Raw genomic sequence first — 20,806 nt, 5'->3', positions numbered from 1 at the left:
AGGGACAAACAGCCGAAACTGCTTGTCCCTCCCGGTGATGGAGCTAACGCCCCTCACCTTATAGCCCACTTAGGGGGTCGGTTGTATGGGCCTATTTCCAAAATTTCTGAAAAGTTTTTCTGACAGCGTTGATGGAAGTCTGTACCGAACCTTTGGTACAACCGCACATCTCGGCAATCTCCGCATAGCTGAAATCGTACAGCGCATAGAGCAAGAACCGCTCCCGCTGGGTGTCGGTGCAGAGCGCCAGCACCGCCAGAATTTCATCCAGCGTTTCCCGTTGGCAGACCAATTCCTCCGGGGTGGCGCAGTAGGGCAAGCGGCCCTCGGCGGCGATTATGTACTCATCACACTCGCGCCCATCCCAATACCGCTGACGCTCCCGGTAGAGTTTCCGATTGTTCCGTCTCGCCTGTTCCAGATAGTCCGCAACCTCGGCGCTGACCTCAACGGACATGAACCGCCCGTTGATTTTGATGGTAATTTCCATTGTCCTTTCCTCCGTTCAGATTTTTTGGGGTCTGAACGGAGGGGGAGGGGAGCGGCAGCGGGGCCGGTGTCGCTGGCCCGGAAATAGAAAAGCGCCCGCATGGTGCAAGACCATTCGGGCGCAAGGCATAACAGTATGAGCCGTCAAAAAACGACTATTTTCGCATATTTGAGTAGGGGATGCTACTGTGGGGGTTAGGCTTTTTTTGACAAGTGCCTATCTACCTGTAATCGCATGGCGGCATCCTCCTATATGCCGCCAGTGGATATAAAAACAGCGGCTTTGAATAATCAAAGCCGCCGCTGGAAAGAGCGTTTGGACATGAGAAATCGGACTGCCCAGCAGCGGTTTTTTTCTTTTCTGCCGCTGGGCAGACTTGGCTTTTATTGACTTCTATTTAGGCCATCCCAAATAAACCGCAATGAGGACAAACACAATTCCGAGTGCGATAAGGATTATAGGCCACCCCTTTTGCTTTCTGCGGGAAATCCCGATTGCAACAAACAATATCCCCAGCAGCATTGACGCAATCATCGCAAAAAATCCCATTTTATTTACTCCTTTCAAGATGGATTACTCTATCATGACGATTGGCTATTTCCAAATCATGAGTTACAGTAATGATAGTGGTGTTAAACTCTTTGTTCATGTTAAAAAGCAAGGCAACAATTCGTTCTCTGTTCTCCACATCCAGGGACGCCGTAGGTTCATCAGCCAAAATAATTTGAGGCTTCATGATGATTCCTCTGGCAAATACTGCTCTGGCCTTTTCTCCGCCGGAACATTCAAGAGGTTTCTTTTTTAGTATGTGCCTGATCTCAATCGCACTAATGACAGCATCGAAATCCTCAATCTCCCCAACACCCTTTTTGTCAGGACTGGCATAGAGAAACGGCAGTTTGATGTTATCTTCAACCGTCAAAGAGTTAATGAGTGCCGACTCTTGAAGAACAAAGCCAATCCGTTGATTTCGCCATTGCGCCAACTGACTAGTATGTAACTGATCTGTCGGAGAACCGAAAAGCGTATATTCACCGGCATAATTTCGATCAAGCAATCCAATGATATTGAGCAAAGAACTCTTGCCCGCTCCCGATTCGCCTACAATGGCAATTTTTTCACTGGCGGCAACTTCAAGCCTGAAATCATTTAGTATTGAAATCTGCGCCTTTTTGCTCTTATAGATTTTTTCTTTAATGCTTAGATCAATAATCTTCGTCATTGCAACACCCCCAAGGAGATTGGAACCTTTTTGATTTTCCACAACATACTTTCGACAACAATTATTCCGATCACAATATCAGAAACGACAACCAGCAACAAAGCCAGCCAGTCCATTCCTATCAAACCAAACAATCCGTAAGTGGCAAAGGTAGCGTCTTTCCTTAACCAGCGCCCGTATCGGTTAAAAGCAGTGAATGTGGCAATCAGTGCTACATTAACAAAGGAGAGCATCCCAAAGTAACCATAAAAAATTCTTTTTAGCTTTGAGTAGCTTAATCCCACCAACAGATTGATCGTAAAGTCTTTCAGCATTAGGCGAACACTCACCAATGCGTTCCAAACAGAAAGACAAGTTATGACGATCAGCAGAATAACGGTCGTTATGAATATAATTTTTAGTGAATGAAGATAGTATTCGTTGAAATAATCGTAGTTTTCCTTTTGACTAAAGAAATTGAAACTTAAACCCAAATTATCGTTGATAACCTCACTCAAATCCGCTATTTCTTCTTTTGAGGTGTCCAAAAGTATAATGTCCATGAGGCCATTAAATTTGATGTCCATGTTCGCATGATTGATAAATTCCTCATTCACTGGAAAGAGGATTGAGAAATTGTAGTATGCCTTGGAGTTGAGGGCATAGAAATTAGAATGGTAGGCGTTTTGCTTCAACACGCCCTGAACCTTTAGCGTCAAAGGCCCCCCAAGAACAGATTCTTCCATTTCTATTGTTGCTCCAACGGGATATGTTTTACTTAACCCTTTTCCTATTAAAACAGGGATTTCCCCGTCTAATTGGTAATCAAAATCCAAACCCGTCCCTTGTGAAAGTTCAAATTCATTTAATCTATAATACTGCTCGTTCATATAGCCCAATGATATTTTCATATCATCACCGTTTGGAACTGGTACAATAAACCCGTCTGTATAAAAAGCATACTGAAAGCTACTGTTCAAATAGTCATATACTGCTTGTGTTCCATTTTCGTCAACTATGCTCATATCAATATGACTATTCGGGTCTAAGTTGGCGATGTAAACTCCCTCTTGATTTACATATTTTGTTTCCTGATACCCTTGAAATGTTGACAAAATAGAACGAGCAGCAGTAAAGGTTATGTAATTCGCCATGAGAAGCAACAACATGATACCAATACCAAGTATCGCTTTTCTCAAAAATATTTTTGAAACAATGAACTTAAATATTTTCATATTTCCGTACCCGCCTTGCGCTGATTAGTATGTATGTGACAAAAATAAGGACTAAATAAAAATTGTCGGCTAAATTGAAATCAAAATGGAGATTTACCAAAGCCGATAAAAGATAAACGAAAATTAGTACCGTGAGACAGTCCAGAACATATCGAATGATGATGCTAAACACAGTACCGCCTACAAGTATTCTGCAAAATATTTCTGCCTTTTTTCTCTCCAGCATTTGATAATGGAACACTATCACAATGAACGTAAACAGCAAAACTATCAATAGCTGGTAATCAATAAAGTTTTTCAAAAAAGCCTTTAGAATATAGGCATCCAAGTCCAAAGTCTTTGCATAATCCAAAAGCAGATTGAGAGAAAAGCAGAAAATATATACAATACTTAGCTCCAACATATCCGTTAGTCTAAACAGAGATTTTTTCATGCCCTTTCCTCTATCCCCTCGAAGTGTTCAGCTTTGCTTTATAAAGAGATTTTCCTGTCAGCATTGCGAAATAAAGCAGCATAGCAACCAGGATGATGATACAAAAATCTCGTTGCGATGAATATGTGGTGAAGTTAAATCCTTTTGTGCAAAGCTGCGCTGCCATATAGGAAATTGGGAACGGTATAGCCCTATCAACCCAAACAACGACTGCTTGCTTATTTCTTAATAGCACTCGTAGAATTGCAAGGACAACAAGGGCGAGAAAAGCTAATAGGAAATACGGCATCAGGATCAGTCTTGGCAGAGTTACGCCGTTTTCTTCGGTGTTTTGATTTGACCCATAGATCAGTACGTCCTCAGAGCCATCGTTTTGAGCATAGAAAATCTGAATTTCAGTTTCACGGTCAAAGGGTATCACCATGTTTTGTTTTCCACGATTAGACAAATGTAAGTCCCAAGTGGTAGTCCAAGCATTTATGCGATAAATTGCCGTTTCTGTTTCATTGTCAAACACTTCATTGCAGCTATACCCTGTTACCTCGCTATCAAAGGTGATGATAACGCTCCCATCAGGGACATCAATCACATTGAGCAGGTTATCGGAATAGGGAAAAAATTTAGGTGATGTCAAAATCCCGAAAACAATCGTCACGATGGCACAGGCCAAGATCGCCGTGAAACAAATAGTCTGCAAGCGTTTGATAAATAAGTCCCGCTTTACTCTTTTCAGCGGTACAATATCAGTATCGGGGTCAGTATCAGGAATGAATTTCGTTGCTTTCTGCATACGCTCAAACTCCGCATGGCACTCCGCGCAATGCTCAAGATGTTCGCTTACAAATTCGCGTGTATCCGCACTTACCATATCTTCTACATAAAGTGGAAGTATGTCTTTAATCAAATTGCATTTATCACTCATTATTGGCCTCCATTTGTTCCAATATTTTGTTTCTTGCCCGGTGATAAGTGACACAGGCCCAGTTATCTGTTTTTTGAAAAATTTTTGCGATTTGTTTGAAACTCAATTCTCCAAAAACCCGCAGCATAAAAACTTCCTTGTATGGTTCAGCTAAATTGTGCAGCAGCAGATGTATTCGCATAGCATCACTTCGGTTTATTATCTGTTCCTCAATGGTATCTATGTTATCTGTAAATTCAACATCATCAATATCTACAAGCCCCTGTTGCTTTTTCAAGTGAGAAAAGTAACAGTTTTTTGCGATTTGACAAAGCCAAACGCGAATATCTGTATCGCCGCGAAAAGCATCTATTGAGCGCATTGCTTTGAAGAATGTTTCGCTTGTGATTTCCTCTGCAATACTTTCATCTTTGGACAGCTTTTTGAGAAAAAGAAATACATCATTGAAGTATCTGATATAAATTTTCTCAAATTCGTCTTGGAAATCTGCCACCATCTCACCTCCTCCCTTATAAGACTCCGTATTTCAAAAAATCTTACAAAGTTTTTGAAATATTTTTGAAAACAGTTTTCCCTCATATATTTGCCCGGAACTGATACCACTTATGGCATATTAGATTTTGACGAAATTAGTATAGACTGCCACTTGCCCTATATGCAAGCTGCTATTATTAAGAAATGCGGGGATTGCCCCGCATTTCTGTCAAATCATAATCACTTCCGCAAAAATGATTTCCTCCACCTGGGCCTTACAGCAATTCATCAGCCCCACCCAGCGCATGGGATCGCGGGCTTTCAAGTCCTCGGTGGCCCCGGCCTCCTTTGCCATTCCCGGCATCATGCTGTCCAGCAGGTCATTGGCTGCGTCCTCGGTTTCCAACAGGTGGGCGTACAGCTTGCCGCTCAAAGTCAGGCGGTTGAACAGGCCCGGACGATGCTCCTTCAAATAGCGCAAACGCATAAGGCCATACTTGCCCAGGCTGCGGTCTGGCTGCGGCTCCAGCGCCGGGGCAAGGAAATAGTAATCGCCCACTTTCACATACTCCAATTCGATTTTCATGTCGGCACTCTCCTTTCTCTCAAAGCGTAGGGCGGACTTGCATAACCGCCCGTTTTGGCTCCTGGCGGGGCAAATCGGCAACATGGGCATAGATACCCTTCGCTACATCCTCTGCCCGGATAGCGGCTTTCTGTGCGTCAATCTTGGCCTTTTTCGCCGCCCTGGTGCGTTCCTCATACTGCCGCTGCCAACCGCTGGCCTTGCGCCGGAGATAGGCTTGATGCCGCCGGTCTTTCAATTCCTCTTTCTTCCGAATGGCCTCCTGTTCCTCCGGGGTCAACTCTACTTCCCGGAACGCCGGAGGGATATACTTGCCGACAAAATTGAAGTAGACCTCCACCGCCTGGGTGGTTTCAATACTGCCTTTGCGGTCACGCTCATGGACGAGGATTTTATCGACAAATTCATTGAGCATAGTGGTGGTCATGGTTTCAAAATCACTGTACTTGTCAATCAGGGCAATAAACTTTTCCGCCGATTTCTTGCCCTGGTCGTAGCTGCTGACGGCCTTTTCCAACGCCGCAATCTCGACGGCAAGTTCCTCCTGCTCCTTGGCGTACTGTGCATCCAGGGCGGCATACCGGGCATCCGGCAGACGGCCCAAAGCGTTGTCCTCATAAATTTTGCAGACAAGACGTTCCAGTTCCCCGGCCCGTTTCTGCGCCGCCGTCAGCCGACGCTTTTTCTTTTTGATGTCGCTGTCCTGCTGGCTGGCCTGGGCCTCCTGCACTTCCCGGATAAACGCCGCCCGGTCGGACTTGGCATAGTCGGCAATCGCCCGGAGCATCCCGGAAATGAGGTCAAGCACCACGCTCTCGTTGATACGGTGCTGGGTGGGGCAGAGCGTTCCAATGGGGACTTTGCCGTATTGGGCGCAAGTGTACTGGTGGACACGCTTGCCATTGTTGGAGCGGTGGACATACATTTTGCCGCCGCAGTCGGCACAATACATCAGGCCGGTCAGCGGCGCGGCCTCCCCCCAGCCGTCCGGGTAACGCTTGACATTCCCCCGGATGCGCTGTACGTTGTCAAAGGTTTCTTGGTCGATGATGGGAGCATGGGTATTCTCGAAAATCATCCACTCGCTTTCATCGACATAATGGCTCTTTTTGTCCTTGAAGTGTTTACGGGTCTTAAAGTTGACAGTATGGCCCAGGTATTCACGCTTTTTGAGTATATGGACAATGGTGGAGGAACCCCATCCGTAAATATCCTTGACCGGCTTGGTTCGGTTCACTCCCTCGTTAAATCTTGCCAGATGTACCGATGGGATTTCAACCTTGTCCTGGGTGAGTTGGGTGGCGATTTGGTAGGGGCCGTAGCCCGCCAGCGTCATGGCGAAGATACGCTGCACCACAGCAGCGGCCTCATCGTCCACTAGCCAGTGTTCCCGCTTTTCATCCCACAGGTAGCCATAGATTACTGTCCCGGTCAAGTGCTTGCCGCTCATGCCCTTGGCCTTGAATACCGACTTGATTTTACGGCTCGTGTCACGGGCGTAAAACTCGTACATGATATTCAAGAATGGGGTCATGTCATTGTCCCCTTTGTCGGTGTCCACATTGTCGTTAATGGCAATCAGGCGCACTTCCCGCTGGCGAAGAATTTCCATCACCTGACCGACTTTCAGATAGTCACGGCCCAGCCTGGACATATCCTTGACGATGATGGCCTCCACATTGCCGTCCTCGACTTCCTCCATCATCGCCATGAAGCCGGGCCGATCAAAGCGAGTGCCGGAAACGCCGTCATCAGAAAGTGTCAAGGGAAAACCAAAAAATTATAAAAATTTTTCTCGGAGGAAATAAAACAATCTCCTTTTTGGTTTTTATTGGACACTATCGGGTGAAAGTGTCCTGTAAAAACCAAAAAGCAACTCATTTTAAGCAGTGTGGGGAACGGAGAAAGGAGCCGTTCCTCACACATACATTGTCGATCAAATCAACCACAAGCCTGTTTGTTATACCCGCATAGCTGTATCCTCCTCCGCAAGAAGTTTCATATAGTCCTCGTTAAAATTCCATGCAATTTCAATCCGATTTCCATTGTAGATCTGAATGGAGTGAATCAGCACCTCAACCATATCCCGATTCAAGGTCCGCAAGTTACTGAGCGGTTTCAAGCTGTTGATCTGCTCACAGCTGACAGTATCCATATCAGGGAGAATGCTGCCACTGTCCTGTTCCAAGGCGTCCAGCTGCCGCTTTTGCTCCATAATGGCGGCATCAATCTTTTTGCAGCGGTTTTTGTAATCGCTCTGCGATACCTCGCCCAAATCATAGCTCAGATAGGCCTCCGCTTTCCGTGTCTCCAGCTGAGCGATTTGTTTCTGAATACGCTGCTGGGCTGACTGAGCACGATTTTGTGCCGTCTGGATTTGTTTTTCCTTTCGGTCAAGGCGCTTCTCTGTCTTTTTCGCCAACTGAGCTTGAAACCGGATGGAGGCCAGAACCGCTTGAATCAGGTCTGTCTCAAACAGGCGGATTTTTTTGCAGTCATCTGTTCCGTTCCATGCCCTGCCATCGCAGGTGTAGTAGACGCCCTGTGCAATCTCATGGCGTATCAACGCCGCGCCGCAGTGGCCGCATCTTAGCTTTCGAGAAAACAGTCTCCGTTTCATGGGGCCCAGCTTCCGAGTGGGCCTGACCGTTTCAAGCTTTGCTTGTACCTGGTCAAAGATTTCCTGAGAGATAATCGCCTCAAACGCTCCAGGAACGATGACCCAATCATCTTTTTCGATTGCCTTGGCTGAGTGGATGTTCCCCAGTTCGCTCAGTGTGGTTTTCAGTGCCACCAGCTTGCCGGTGTACCGCTCGTCCCGCAGGATTTTTCCAATCGTAGTGGCCCGCCAGAAATTATCGGTGCGTTCCGAGTTCCACAGCTGACGTTTGGACCCCAGCGCCCTCTTATGCTGGGCTGGCGTAGGGATACCATCCTCATTCAGCCGTTTGGCTATTTCCGTGGAGGTGAGTCCCTCTGCATACCAGTTGAACATCCGCTGTACCACCGGGGCCGCCTCCGGATCGGGAATCCAAGTCCGTTTGTCCTCCGGGGATTTGAGATAACCATAGACCGGATAAGCAGATATACACTGGCCCCGCTGGGCGTACAGCCGCTTGGCCGCTTTGGATTTCTGGGATAGGTCTCGGCTGTACATTTCGTTAATCAAGTTTAATAGACCGTTATTGATATTGCCAGCGGTGCCGTAGGGAAAATCATAGCTGTCGTAACAATCGTTGACAGAGATGAACCGGATGCCCAGGGCCGGGAAAACCTGTTCCAGGTAACGGCCGGACTCAATGTAGTCCCTGGCAAAGCGGGAAAAGTCCTTCACAATGATGCAGTCGATTTCGTGCCGGCGGGCAGCGTCCAGCATGGCGCGCATTCCCGGCCGGTCCAGGTTGGTTCCGCTGCGGCCATCGTCCAAAAACTCCAAAATTGTGCAGTTGGAAAATTCACGGTGGCTTTCAAGATAACAGTCCAGCAGCTTTCGCTGGTTAACCACACTGTTGCTTTCTGCTTTATCGCCCATCCTGATGTCCTCGTCAGCGGAGGACAGTCGGATATATTTTGCCGCCGTCATGCTACTACCTCCTTGTTAATCGCGGTGAGCAGCTGCTCCCGCTCATCCCTATACTTGAAAATCACTTCAATTCGGTCGTTCTCGTAAATCGTAATACGCTGGATCAGTCCATGGGCCAGCTCCTTGGTCAGTCGGTCAGGGAGTTGGAGACCTCCAAAGGTTTTCAGCCAGGGATTATCCCCGGTCAGCGTCTCGGACTGACAGTGCTGCTCCTCCCGGAGTGCCAGAATACGGTTTTTCAACCGCTCGGCCTCTCCGGTACAGCATATCTTCAGCTGCTCATATTCATCGCGGGACAGCTCTCCGGCCAAAAAATCCTGCATAACCGTCTTTTTTCGGTTTTCAGCCCGCTCCAGGTCCAGATTCAGCCGCCGGAGTTCCGCCGCTCTGGCGGTGATTTGTCCCTCTTTTCCAGCGGAGAGATGTCTGGCCAGTCGTACAGTATCCACCGCCTGCTCGATTTCCTTGCCAATCAGCTGGGACAGGGCGTCCAGCAGGATATCCTCCCGCAGGAATTTGTAGGCGCAGCCGCTCCGCTCCAGCATAGCGGCGTAGTTGGGACACATGTAATGGTAGGACACCTTTTTCCCTTTGACCACCTGCTTATACCGCACCATAGGCCGACCGCAGTCGCCGCAGTAAACCAGGCCTTTCAGAATATTTTCGCTCTTTCCCAGGTGATCGTACTTTCCCAGATTGGCGTGGTATTCTTTCTGTTTCAAATCACAAATGGATTGTACAGCGTCAAAGTCTGCTTGGCTGATGATGGCCTCATGGGTATTCTCCACAATGGTCCATTCCGACTTCGGCAGGAGCCGGTCCGGTATCCCGGCGTAAAACTCCGAGCGACGGCGGCCCTGTACCATATGGCCCAGGTAGACTTGGCTGCGCAGGATATTCTTTACCGTTTCCACCTTCCAGGGCTTGGGCTGGGCGAACCGCTGGTCGATCAGGATGCCTTTCTGGTACCGGTAGCAGCAGGGGGACAAAATCCCGGAATTGTTCAGCCAGCGGACAATGCCTGCATTGCTGACGCCCTCCAATTTTTTCTGAAAAATCATTCGGACCACTTCGGCGGCCTCCGGATCAACGATGATCCGGTGCCTGTCCGCTGGGTCTTTGATGTAGCCATAGGAGGCGTAGCCTCCGATAAACTCCCCATGTTTGATTTTCTCTCGCAGAACAGAGCCGGACTTTCGGGAAATATCCTTGGAATATACCTGATTCATCAGGTTTTTTAACGCGACCACCAGACAGTCGGCGGTGGTGGCGTCGGCGCTGTCATAGCCGTCCCCGATGGAGATAAAGCGGACGCCCATCGCCGGAAATACGTGTTCCAGGTAGTTGCCGGCCTCAATGTAATTCCGACCAAAACGGGACAGGTCCTTGACCACGATGCAGTTGGCTTTTCCAGCACAGATGGCCTCCATCATGGCCTCGAACCCGGGCCGCTGGAAATTCGTCCCGGTCTCGCCGTTGTCCTCGTAGATGGAAAGCAGCGTTAAGTCGCCCTGGCTCTGAATGTATTCCCGAATGAGCGCTTTCTGATTTTGCAGGGCCTCGCTGTCCTTCCTATCCCTGGTTTCCAGGATGGACAGGCGGGCGTAACCCACGGTAGCATAGGTTTTCTCAGCGGGAGCCGCAGTCTGCCTCTGCTCAGACAGGGCTTGTCCACTGTTTGCAGCCCTGATCTGGTCCTTTCGGCTTTTCCTCGCCATGCCTACACCGCCTCCCGAAGTTCATCGTCCTCCGCAAAGGAGGAGGCCACGGCCTTGGCCTGCTCAAACTGTGCCTGATATTGGAACACAATCTCAATCCGGCTGTCCTCGTAGACCAGAATCCGCTCCACCAGACGCACCAGCACATCCCGGTTCAACACGTCAATTTGGCCGAACCGCTGAAAGTATTCAATCCAGGGGCTGTCCGGGGAGGTGTTGGCCAGCATTTCATCCAGCTGATGCCGCTGCGTCTCAATGGACTGTTCAACTTCTTCACAATCCTTGGTGAAAATGCGCTTGAAATCGTAAAAATCCTCCTTGGATACCTCACCGCTGGCATAGCGGCGGTAGAGATTGTCCCTGATTTCCTGTTTTCGGGCCAGTTCCTGCCGCAGAGTATCCAGCCGGCGGTCCATCCGCTCCAGCGTCACCCGCTGCATGGGGCGGCGGCTGATGGCCTCCAGCGCTCCACGCAGCTCCGCTACCATCTTGATGTGAAAGTTGATCCCCTCCAGCACTGCCTGCTCCAGCTTGGTCTCGCTGATGCTGTGGGTGGAGCATACCGATTTATCCGCCCGGTGGGCGGCGCAGACAAAATAACCGTAGGTCTTTTCGCCATAGAGACTGGTTTTTCGGATCATATTGCTCTTGCAGTCCCCGCAGCATACCAGCCCCGACAGAGGATAGACCACGCTGGCCCCGGGGGCCTTTCGGGTATCCTTGCCCTTCAAACGGGCCGCAAGTCGGAAATCCTCCTGACTGATAATGGCCTCGTGGGTCCCCTCCACCCGCATCCAGGCTTCAGGCGGGCGCTCGACCACCGTCCTGACCTTGTAATTGGGAGTGGTGCGCTTGCCCTGAGTCATAATGCCCAGATAGACCTCGTTTTCCAGAATACGAAGTACCGCCCGGGCGCTCCACTTGGCTTTGCTCTGCACCTGGTAGCCGGTCTTGAAGTTGATCCCCTTAGACCGCTTGTACTCCATGGGAGACAAGACTCCCAGTGCGTTCAGATCATCCGAAATGGCCTGACAGCTTTGTCCGGCAATGCGCCGGGCGAAAATCTCCCGTACCGTCTCAGCCGCCTCCGGGTCAACTACCAAGCGGTTTTTGTTCTCCGGGTCCTTGGCATAGCCATAGACCGCGAAGGAGCCGATAAACTCCCCGTTCCGCCGCTTCACATCCAGGTGGCTACGGATCTTGATGGAGGTGTCCCGGCAGTAGCTGTCGTTCATCAAATTTTTGAAGGGCAGCATCAGGCTGCTGGAGCTGTCCAGGTGGGCCGTATCATAGTTGTCATTGATGGCGATAAAGCGCACTCCCAGGGCCGGGAACAGCTTTTCGATGTACTGGCCTGATTCGATGTACTCCCGTCCAAACCGGGACAGGTCCTTGACCACCACGCAGTTGACTTTGCCGGACTTCACCGCCTCCAGCATCTCCCGGACGTGGGGCCGGTCGAAGCTGGTGCCGGTGTAGCCATCGTCGTAGCCCTCCATGACCAGGTGCAGTTCCGGGTCACGGTCGATGTAGGCTTGGATCAGGTCGCGCTGATTTTTGATGCTGTCGCTTTCCGCCTTTTTGTCCAGGTCCTCCTTGGACAGACGACCATAGGCGTAACAAAAAAATTCCATGAGAAAACCTCCTGACATTCCCCGCAACATGCGGATTTTCAGTCAGAAAGCACTCATGGAATACCCTTATCTGATTTGATCCGCATTCAGTATATCAGCTTTTTCGCTCTGTGTAAAGGGCGAGTTTTATCGGCGCTGTCATTTAGAATGTTCCAGGCACTCCTCCAGGACAGCCTGGAGGGGCCGGGTTCCGGCAAAGGAGGTCTTGACCAAAAGACCGCCGCAGCGGTAGACGAAGGGATTGCCCTTCATCTGTCGGGCGGCTTCCCGGATTCGCTCGGCCGGCGGAAGCGCTGGGTTTACATGGATGTCCCGGATATCCGGCACTGTGGCCGGGTCCACGGAGCGGATGTCGGTTTCCTTCATTTGCGTGTACTGTTCTGCTGTGATCTTTTCCCGCATAAGATGACCCCCTTGTAAATAATAGGGGAAGGCACCCCAGACATGGTCTGGAGTGCCTTCCTTTTTTGACAGCTTAATAATAACACAGAATTAAACGCAATTACAACTACCTTCTAGCGGCAGATACAGCGAAGTACAGCCGCAAATTTCCCGCAAAAGCCGCGCAAATCGGTTTAGTTGAGTTTTGCGACGTACTGGTACATCCCCGTCAAAGTCTTCAACGCCTTGGCTTTTAACGTTTGGACTGTCCGGATAGATAAATCCAGGGATTCAGCCACTTTTTCTTGGGATAACCTCTCAAAATAGGACAAATGTATCACTTCTGCTTGACTGGACTCCAAGAGCGAGATGTAGTAATCCAGCCGCTTCTGCTTCTGCTCCAGCTCCACCAGATGCGCCACAATCTCCTCTTTTGTGTCAGCGTTCAGCTTATCAACCTTGCTCTGGTAGTTGAGCGCGATGTAGAGGGTCTTGTCGGAGATGTGGCCCTCGGTGTGACTGCTGCCGCCAGCACCATGCCCCAAGGCCATCGCACTGATTATCTCAGCCTCGGATGTACGGGCGGGGTGTTCCAACTCGTAGTGTAGCAGAGCGATCTTCCGCGTGCGCTCCTGATAAGTTTCCAGCAGGTTGATTACATAGGATCGCATATCGTTATTCATAATGAATTTCCTTTCCAATCAAAATTTATTGTTGTACTGTGAAGCGATAAATGTGATTGGCGGAGAACGACACCTGGGATAAACCCCATAGGTATAAAAAGAGCGGCCGAATCCACAAAGCTGTGAAAATTCGGCCGCTTGGTACGCATTGAGATATCTTGTCGATGTGACTGATCGGGCAGGCGGAGGTTTTGTCGATCCTTGAACCGGCTCCCTTCTATTCCTGCGAGAGAAATTGAGACAAGGACGCCTGAATGCTTTCAAGTAAGCGGTGTGTCCTGGCACGTCATACCGGCGGACATTCTCAATACGATGGATTGTCCATCGCATAGGAACTCCTTCCGTTTACGGCTGGCACACAGACGGCTTATCTCCCTTCACCAAGGGGAAAAGTGGCAGTTTTACTGCCGCCTGCCGGGGTGGTTGAATCCCTCCGTTTGTCTTAATACTGCCATTGGAGATAGTATAGAAACTAAAAGGGGCGTGTTCGGGGCTTTACCGGGGCTTTATCGGGGCTGTTTTCGCATATTTCGACAAAAAAGTCAGTCAGCAGAATTTCCCTAAACAGGATGCCATTCTGCTGACCGATATTGATTTATACATATTTAATCTGGTAAAACAAATTTATATCCGACTCCGCGCATATTTTGAATGTAGTCTTTATCGACAGTGGCCAACTTCTTTCGGAGTTTCTTGATCAGTGATTTTACAGCTTCATCCACAGCTACAGTGGGTTCATCATCCCAGATATGGCTGTAAATCTGTCCACGGGAAAATACCTGACCAGGATAAGCAGCGAGGCAGTGCAGCAAGTCAAATTCTTTACGACTCAATTCCAGCGGTTTACCATCCACCATAACTTGTCTGTATCGGGGACTGATGATCAATTCTGCCCCACGGATAAGAGGCTGATGTTGTTCATGATTAATGTCTGAATCAATATATAATCGCATCAAGGCGTTTGCCTGTGCAACACAAACCTCTATATTCAGCGGTGTTTCGAGATAAGTATCTGCACCTGCATTGAGAAGCGTAATGATTTCCTCCGATGTTAAAGGAGCAGTAAGTACTAAAATTGGAGTGTGGTTCGTACACCGCATTGTTTTGAGCAGTTCCATACTGTCTATATCATCAAGTTGGATATCCAGAATAACCAGACAATAATCCTGCTTCATATAGCTGGTCAGTGCTTCCACCGCAGATGTTATGCAGCACACCTCTGTCAAGCTATCCCGTAAGCCTTCTCGTATACTCTGACATGTGGCTAAATCATTATCCACAACTAATATCTGTCTCTTTATGCGGATCACCCCTTATTTGGTTGCAGTCAAATGTCTTATTTTAAGTAGACCAGATCCTTTTCAAAAGCATATTCATTCCCCCAAGCCTCCAATGTAATAAGAGAGGTTTTTGCCACATTGATGCCCTCTACTGTCCCTTTAGAAACGGTAACTGCCGACTTTTGTCCCTTCCACAACAGGGTTATAAGCTCAGCTTACTCCACGCCTTAGAGAGATTGGGGCAGAGCCTTAGCTTGCCGCCCAGTATCTACAGGCCGCCGTACAGATAGCGTCTCAAGCAGTTGCCCCTTTCGGCTTAATTCTCTCATTCAGAAACAGCAGAAATAATCAAGGCCGTGTGTACTGTTCCAGCGACATGAACTGTACGCTATTTTCTTTCGCAAACAATTGAATCGGCTTGCCGCTGGCACCATACAGGCGGACAGTCAGGGCCGCCACGCCGTCAATGTAGAAGATACCTACAGAGCCCTCCTGAATGTAGGTGAAGGAATAAATCTCACCCGGCTGGAGCTCCGCTGCCGTCTCAGTGATTAGGGTGTCACCCTCATTGAACCAAAGCTGGAGCTTGTGCTCAGCGGGATCGACTGCAATGAACTTGTTCAATCCGGGGTCGCCGTCAAAGTCAAAGCTCAGGCCAAACATTCCCTCTTTCTCATAACAGAACTCGCCGCGGATCAGAAAGCTCTCATAGCAGGTAAAGACATCCGTATAGGCGTAGGAGTCTTTCGCCTTCACCAGCACCTCCGGGTTCTTTACTGCCAGCGCCCGGCGGGCGGTAAAGCCTTCCGCCACAGCATCCACCGGCTCCAGCGCCAAATCCCCGTTTTCCTTCTGAATGATCTTCTGTACCGCCAGATTGCCCGCCCAGTCGGTGACTCCCACGGTGGAAGACATCACCTCAGACCGGCGGGCCCAGCCCACCATGTAGGAATTTTCGCCGTCCTCCACATGCTTGGCGGCGTAGAACAGTTTGCCGTCCAGACGTTTGGCCTCTCCATAGGGGCCGTAGGGGGTGTCGGAAGCGGCAAACCAAAGGGTATCGTCCTGGCCCGAGTAGGTGAGATACCAGGTGTTGCCTAGGCGGAAGGTGTCGCTGCACTCCAGATTCCAAAAGCTCTCGGTGGGGTCGGAAAAGATGATGCCGTCATAGGTGCTGGTCTGCAGGTCGGCGCTCAGAGTAAACTTCAAGATCCGGGCCACGCCGTCTTGAGCGGCGGTTACCGTCAGGGTGATACTCCCGCTGTCAGGATCGTAGTAGGCCTGGGGGTCGCGGAAGTCCCGCTTCTGGCCCAGTGCCTCGGGCGGGATCAGTTCCCAGTCCGGCAGCTTTGTAAAAGCCAAGGGGCTGTCCCCCTCCGCCACCAGAATTTTTTCTTTAAACTCCATGGGCCCATCGGTGTGGCCGGTGTAGAACAAATAGTATTTCTCACCCACCTTTACCACGGAGCCAGTGCCGATCCAGTCATCCTGAGCGCCCGGGGTAGACTCCAGAATCGCCTCGTCATATTCGATGTAGCGGACAAAATCCGTGGTGGTGGCCAGATAGAGGGAATGGTTGCGGGAATCGCCCTTATCCTTCAGGTAGTAGATGTAATAGACGCCGTCCTCATAGAAGGGCATAGTGTCCCCCACATAGGGCTGCTCGCCTCCATCCAGGGCGGGCCGGAAATAAGCCCGATAGTTGTAAGCCGCCTCCTGCTGCTCCGGCGTAGTCAGTTGGGAAAAATCTTTGTCATTTCCAGGGTCGGCAAAGCTGCCGTCTCCATTGGAATTTTGTCCGCAGCCGCTGAATAAAAAAATGGTCAATAAAAACAATACCAAGCAGATTGGTGCAGCCCCAATATTCATTCCAGCTTTTTCCTTCCGCATCACAGACCACCTCCATCTCCGCTCATAAGAGCTTCCACCTCTGCCTGTTCTGGCATGGAGCGGATTGCTCCCTTTCTGGTGGTGACAAGATAAGCGGCGGCGTTAGCGAAGCGCAGCATGTCGGTCAGATCCGCTTCTGTCAAATTTTCTGTGCCGTGTTCCAGAACAAAGTTCAGCACGCAGGCGCAGAAGGTGTCCCCCGCGCCGGTGGTCTCGATGGTGCCGCCCAGCTTGACGGCGGGAACAAACACCCGCCTGCCTCCGTAGTAGGAGCAGCTGCCCTCTGCCCCGGCGGTGACGTTCAAAATGCGGATGTTGGGGTACTCCGCCTGAAGGACAGCGGCGCCCTTGTCAAAGTCCGTCTGGCCGGTCATAAACTCCAGCTCATTGTCGGCAATCTTCAGCACGTCGCATTGCCCCAGCCCCCAGGCGATCTGCGCCCGGGCATCCTCCAGACCGGCCCACAGGGGCGGGCGGAGGTTGGGGTCAAAGGACACCAGAGCTCCGGCGTCTTTTGCGCAGGCCACTGCCTTTTTGGTGGCCTCGCGCACGCCGGGATGGGTCATGGACAGAGTGCCGAAGTGGAAGACGCGGCTATTGGCGATCACATCCTCCGGCACCTCATCGGCGGTAAGCAGCATATCAGCGCCGGGGTCGCGGTAGAAGGAGAAATCCCGGTCGCCGTTGGCGAAGGTCTGCACAAAGGCCAGGGTCGTGTGGGCGGCAGGGTCCATCACCAGATTTGTCAGGTCGATGCCGGCCTGTTCCACCACCCCGCGGAGCTGGCGGCCAAACATATCCTCCCCCACCTTGCCCACAAAGGCGGTGGCCTTCCCCAGTTTTTGCAGCATGGCCAGCACATTGCAGGGCGCGCCGCCGGGGTTGGCCTCCAGCAGCGGATTTCCCTGTTCGCTGACTCCATTCTGCGTAAAGTCGATCAGCAGCTCTCCAAGGGCCACAACGTCGAATTTTCGATTCATTTCTGCCTCCTATTCCCCGTCCAGATCGTACTTTTCAATGTCCATGGTGACCTCCCCGTCAGCAAAGAACCGAAAGCCGTCGGCGGACAGATCGGTATACATGGTCGCCGACAGGGTCTGCTCGCCGTGATTGACAAAAATCTCTACGCTGAAGCGGTCCAGGATCATACGGAAGGTGATATTCCCCCCGTTTTGGGGGACCTTACACCTCCGCTGGTGGATGATGGCCCGGCGTGAGCCGGAGAATTTGCGGTCGATTTTCAGAACGGACTCATAGGGCCGGAAGCTGATCGCTGTATGGTAAGTATCGTCCTGCCCGAACCAGACGGAGAATTTTTTATAAATATGTTCCTCATCGCCGGGCCTCAGGGTGATGGTGACGTCAACCTTTCGGCCCTTGATCCCTTCCAGGGTCAGCTCTCCCTGGAAGTCTACATTTTGATAGGAGACACGTCCGCTCCGTAGCCCGTCCAGCTCACGGACCGGACACTGATACAGCCGGCCATTTTTGATGGACAGCTCCCTGGGCACCGTCATCTGTCCAAACCAGGGGGCTTTCAGGGATGCGATGGACAGGGTGTCCCAGTTCTGCATCCAGGCGATCATGATCCGCCGGCCATCGGGGGCCAGCAGGGTCTGGGGGGCGTAGAAGTCGATGCCGTAGTCAATGGCCTGGTCGCGCTCCTCCTGGAAGGTCTTGCTCTGCTCATCAAAGCTGCCAATCAGGCACAGGGTCCCGTTGCCGTTGTGGTACTCGAACCCACTGGGCAGCATATCCTGGGGGCTGGTCAGAAGGACATATTTCCCGTCCAGCTGGAAGAAGTCCGGGCACTCCCACATCAGGCCGAACCTATTTTTGTTTTCGGCCAGCACACTCTCGAACTTCCAGTGGAACCCGTCCGGGCTGGAGTAAAGGAGGATCTGGCCGCTGCCGTCGGCCGGGCGGTTCCCCGCCACGCAGCGGTAGGTCCCATCCGCCTCCCGCCAGATTTTCGGGTCCCGGAAATCCACCTTGCTGCCGCCCTCGGGGATGTCCTCGCCGGTCAGGACCGGATTGCCGGGGTACTTCTCATAGTTCACGCCGTCTCCCACCGCGACGCACTGGGTCTGCCTGTCGTCACTGGTCCCGTCCGGCAGCTTGGGCCCGGCGGAGACACCCGTATACATCAGCAGCTGCCGGCCGTCAGCCAGCTCCACCGCGCTGCCGGAAAAGCACCCGTCCTTGTCTGCCGGCGTATCCGGGGCCAGGGCGGCCGGGAGATACTCCCAGTGGAGCAGGTCCTCACTGACCGCGTGCCCCCAGTGCATGGGGCCCCATTTGGATTCGTAGGGGTAATACTGATAAAACAGGTGGTATTTCCCCTGGTAATAGGAAAAGCCGTTGGGATCGTTCATCCATCCCACCCGGGAAGACAGGTGAAACAAGGGGCGGGCCTGGGGCGGGATTAGCTGCTCCGCGATCTCCTCATGTCTCCGCGCTTCCCTTAAAATGTTACTGCTCATAGGAACCTCCATCATTGCACACGCCCGCCATAGAGGGCGTTTCATTCTGACCTTTTTAAAACGCCCCCGCCCCCACAGGGGGACGGGGGAACGTAGGAACGGCAGCTCTCTGCCTGGGAATGCTTACTTCTGGGCCTCCAGATAGGCGTCGAAATACTTCTGATACAGGGCCACATACTCGTCCAGCTTATAGGACTGGAGGTCGGCCTGGAACTGATCCCAGTCGGCGTCGGAGAAGCCCTCCAGGACGGCGCGGGCCTTGAACTCGTTGATGCACTTGCCGATATCGGCGCCCAGGTTGGAATCGGTCACGGAGTCCTCCTGGGTCATGAAGAAGCTGGGCAGGCAGTATTTGGCGGTGCAGACGGGGGTGTAGATCTCCTTGATCCAGTCCAGGCGGTAAGCGGCGTCATCAGGCAGAGTGACGTACTCGCCGTAGTAGCTGTCCAGAATGGCCAGAGGGCCGTTGACGCTCTCGGCTTCCCGGACCTCCACGGGGGACTTGTCGCCCAGAGGGGCGTGCTGGAGCATGGGCTCGCCCTTGGCATTGGTGCCCATGGTGAAGATGTCGAAGCCGTCATCCTCGCCATAGGTGCCCCAGTTGTTCTGGGGGGACTGGAGGGGCGCGTACATCTGGTCCAGCCAGGCGCAGACCAGGGCGGGATTCTCGGCCACGGAGGTGACAACGCAGCGGCCGCGCTGGAAGCCGGAGGTGTAGGAGGCGGTGGCGGGAGTGAGGTTCACGGTGTCAGCCTTCAGCATGGGCAGGGGCGCCCAGCCCTCCAGGGAGGGGGCGACGTTACCCACGTCCCAGGTGAAGCAGACACCGTAGCGGCCGCTCTTGCCCTTGGCCACGTAGGTGGACCAGTCTTGGGTGAAGGCTTCCACGTCGATGAGCTTCTCCTCATACAGCTTGTGCAGCCAGGCGGTGCCCTTCTTGAAGCCCTCGGAGGTGGCCACGCTGACCACCTTGCCCTCGTCGGTCACGGCCAGGTGCTTCCCGGCGTCGGGGTCGCCGTAGCCCTCGCCAAAGCCGTTGATGAGGATGAAGGGGTCCTGGCCGCCGTCGTTGACGATGCAGGACATGGGGATGATGTCGCCGTCGATGTTGAACTGGGCTTTCAGGGCGGCGGCGTTGTCACGGAAGGCGATGAGGACAGCCTCGAACTCGTCCACGGTGGTGGGCATCTCCAGGCCCAGGAAGTCCAGCCACGCGGTGTTGATGAAGGGCATGTTGCCCAGCAGCTGGATGGCGGTGTTGTGGTAGCCCAGCTGCTCGATCCAGGGCAGGCCCCAGATGTGGCCCTCCGAGTCCCTGCACATGGCCTCATACTCAGGCACCTGCTCAAAGACCTTTTTCAGGTTGGGCATATACTTGTCAATATAGTCCTCCAGGGGGATGATAACGCCCTGCTTGGAGTACTTCAGCAGATCGACCTCGCCAAAGCCTGCGTCGAACACGAAATCGGGCAGGGTCTTGGCGTTGGACATCTCCAGCTGGATGGTGTCGCCCCACTGGTCTTTCTGAATGGCCCGCCACTCCACATGGACGTTGGTCTGCTCCTCCAGGCGCTGGAAGATGGTGCGGTTGTTGGGGTCGGACTCGGTGCCGGCGGGGAACTGGGTCAGGCCCTTGATGGTGGCCTTTTCCGCCAGGGGCATGGCCACCTCAGCGGGGTCTACCTCCAGACCCTTGCTGTTGCCGCCCAGCTTGTTGCCGCCGCAGCTTGCCAGCAGACCTGTAGCCATGACCAGCGCCAGGGCGAGGGAGATGCTCCTGCGAAAGAACTTTTTCATATCGATTCTCCTTTTT

The 20,806-nt window shown here is 51.9% G+C and carries 16 protein-coding genes and 1 pseudogene; all 17 read right to left on the bottom strand.

Annotation, left to right across the window (positions count from 1 at the left end; translation table 11 throughout):
• Positions 1-91: 91 nt before the first annotated feature.
• The gene (locus tag D1646_RS11850; RefSeq protein ID WP_160636658.1) at positions 92-490 is read right to left on the bottom strand and encodes a sigma factor-like helix-turn-helix DNA-binding protein; all 399 of its coding nucleotides are present in this window, start codon (positions 488-490) and stop codon (positions 92-94) included.
• Positions 491-1,040: 550 nt separating this feature from the next.
• On the bottom strand, positions 1,041-1,712 hold the full coding sequence (locus D1646_RS11845) for an ATP-binding cassette domain-containing protein (protein WP_160636657.1): 672 nt from the start codon (positions 1,710-1,712) through the stop codon (positions 1,041-1,043).
• Positions 1,709-2,926, bottom strand: a complete 1,218-nt coding sequence (locus tag D1646_RS11840) for an ABC transporter permease (RefSeq protein WP_160636656.1) — start codon at positions 2,924-2,926, stop codon at positions 1,709-1,711. The genes D1646_RS11845 and D1646_RS11840 overlap by 4 nt, the downstream gene beginning before the upstream one ends.
• Before the next feature lie 443 nt (positions 2,927-3,369).
• Positions 3,370-4,281 carry a zf-HC2 domain-containing protein gene (locus D1646_RS11835; protein ID WP_160636655.1) on the bottom strand — a complete coding sequence of 304 codons (912 nt, stop codon included), beginning with the start codon at positions 4,279-4,281 and terminating at the stop codon, positions 3,370-3,372.
• Positions 4,274-4,777, bottom strand: a complete 504-nt coding sequence (locus D1646_RS11830; protein ID WP_160636654.1) for a sigma-70 family RNA polymerase sigma factor — start codon at positions 4,775-4,777, stop codon at positions 4,274-4,276. The genes D1646_RS11835 and D1646_RS11830 overlap by 8 nt, the downstream gene beginning before the upstream one ends.
• 207 nt (positions 4,778-4,984) lie before the next feature.
• Entirely contained in the window at positions 4,985-5,341 is a 357-nt protein-coding gene (locus D1646_RS11825; RefSeq protein WP_160636653.1) for a TnpV protein, read from the bottom strand.
• Positions 5,342-5,360: 19 nt separating this feature from the next.
• Positions 5,361-7,097: pseudogene (locus D1646_RS11820) on the bottom strand (recombinase family protein); the annotation flags it as partial.
• A 204-nt stretch (positions 7,098-7,301) separates the two neighbouring features.
• Positions 7,302-8,924 (bottom strand): recombinase family protein, encoded by a 1,623-nt coding sequence (locus tag D1646_RS11815; RefSeq protein ID WP_160636652.1) that lies wholly within the window; start codon positions 8,922-8,924, stop codon positions 7,302-7,304.
• Entirely contained in the window at positions 8,921-10,642 is a 1,722-nt protein-coding gene (locus D1646_RS11810) for a recombinase family protein (protein ID WP_160636651.1), read from the bottom strand. The genes D1646_RS11815 and D1646_RS11810 overlap by 4 nt, the downstream gene beginning before the upstream one ends.
• 2 nt (positions 10,643-10,644) lie before the next feature.
• On the bottom strand, positions 10,645-12,276 hold the full coding sequence (locus tag D1646_RS11805) for a recombinase family protein (protein WP_160636650.1): 1,632 nt from the start codon (positions 12,274-12,276) through the stop codon (positions 10,645-10,647).
• Between the two features lie 138 nt (positions 12,277-12,414).
• The gene (locus D1646_RS11800; protein WP_160636649.1) at positions 12,415-12,678 is read right to left on the bottom strand and encodes a DUF6870 family protein; all 264 of its coding nucleotides are present in this window, start codon (positions 12,676-12,678) and stop codon (positions 12,415-12,417) included.
• Positions 12,679-12,851: 173 nt separating this feature from the next.
• Positions 12,852-13,328, bottom strand: coding sequence for a sigma-70 family RNA polymerase sigma factor (locus D1646_RS11795; protein WP_160636648.1), 477 nt, complete (start codon positions 13,326-13,328; stop codon positions 12,852-12,854).
• A 617-nt stretch (positions 13,329-13,945) separates the two neighbouring features.
• Positions 13,946-14,620 (bottom strand): response regulator transcription factor, encoded by a 675-nt coding sequence (locus D1646_RS23965; protein WP_160636647.1) that lies wholly within the window; start codon positions 14,618-14,620, stop codon positions 13,946-13,948.
• A 348-nt stretch (positions 14,621-14,968) separates the two neighbouring features.
• A complete protein-coding gene (locus D1646_RS11785; protein ID WP_160636646.1) occupies positions 14,969-16,447 on the bottom strand; it encodes a hypothetical protein in 1,479 nt (492 codons plus the stop codon).
• 62 nt (positions 16,448-16,509) lie between these two features.
• A complete protein-coding gene (locus D1646_RS11780) occupies positions 16,510-17,490 on the bottom strand; it encodes a carbohydrate kinase (RefSeq protein ID WP_160636645.1) in 981 nt (326 codons plus the stop codon).
• 9 nt (positions 17,491-17,499) lie between these two features.
• Complete coding sequence (locus D1646_RS11775; RefSeq protein WP_160636644.1) at positions 17,500-18,993, bottom strand: glycoside hydrolase family 32 protein; 1,494 nt, start codon at positions 18,991-18,993, stop codon at positions 17,500-17,502.
• Between the two features lie 123 nt (positions 18,994-19,116).
• The gene (locus tag D1646_RS11770) at positions 19,117-20,790 is read right to left on the bottom strand and encodes an extracellular solute-binding protein (RefSeq protein WP_160636643.1); all 1,674 of its coding nucleotides are present in this window, start codon (positions 20,788-20,790) and stop codon (positions 19,117-19,119) included.
• Between the last annotated feature and the right edge of the window lie 16 nt (positions 20,791-20,806).

Origin of the sequence: Pseudoflavonifractor sp. 60 (assembly GCF_009911645.1) — a bacterium.
Taxonomy (GTDB): Bacteria; Bacillota; Clostridia; order Oscillospirales; family Oscillospiraceae; genus Lawsonibacter.
Note: the sequence above shows the minus strand (reverse complement) of the source record. Positions and strands in the feature narration are given on the sequence as shown.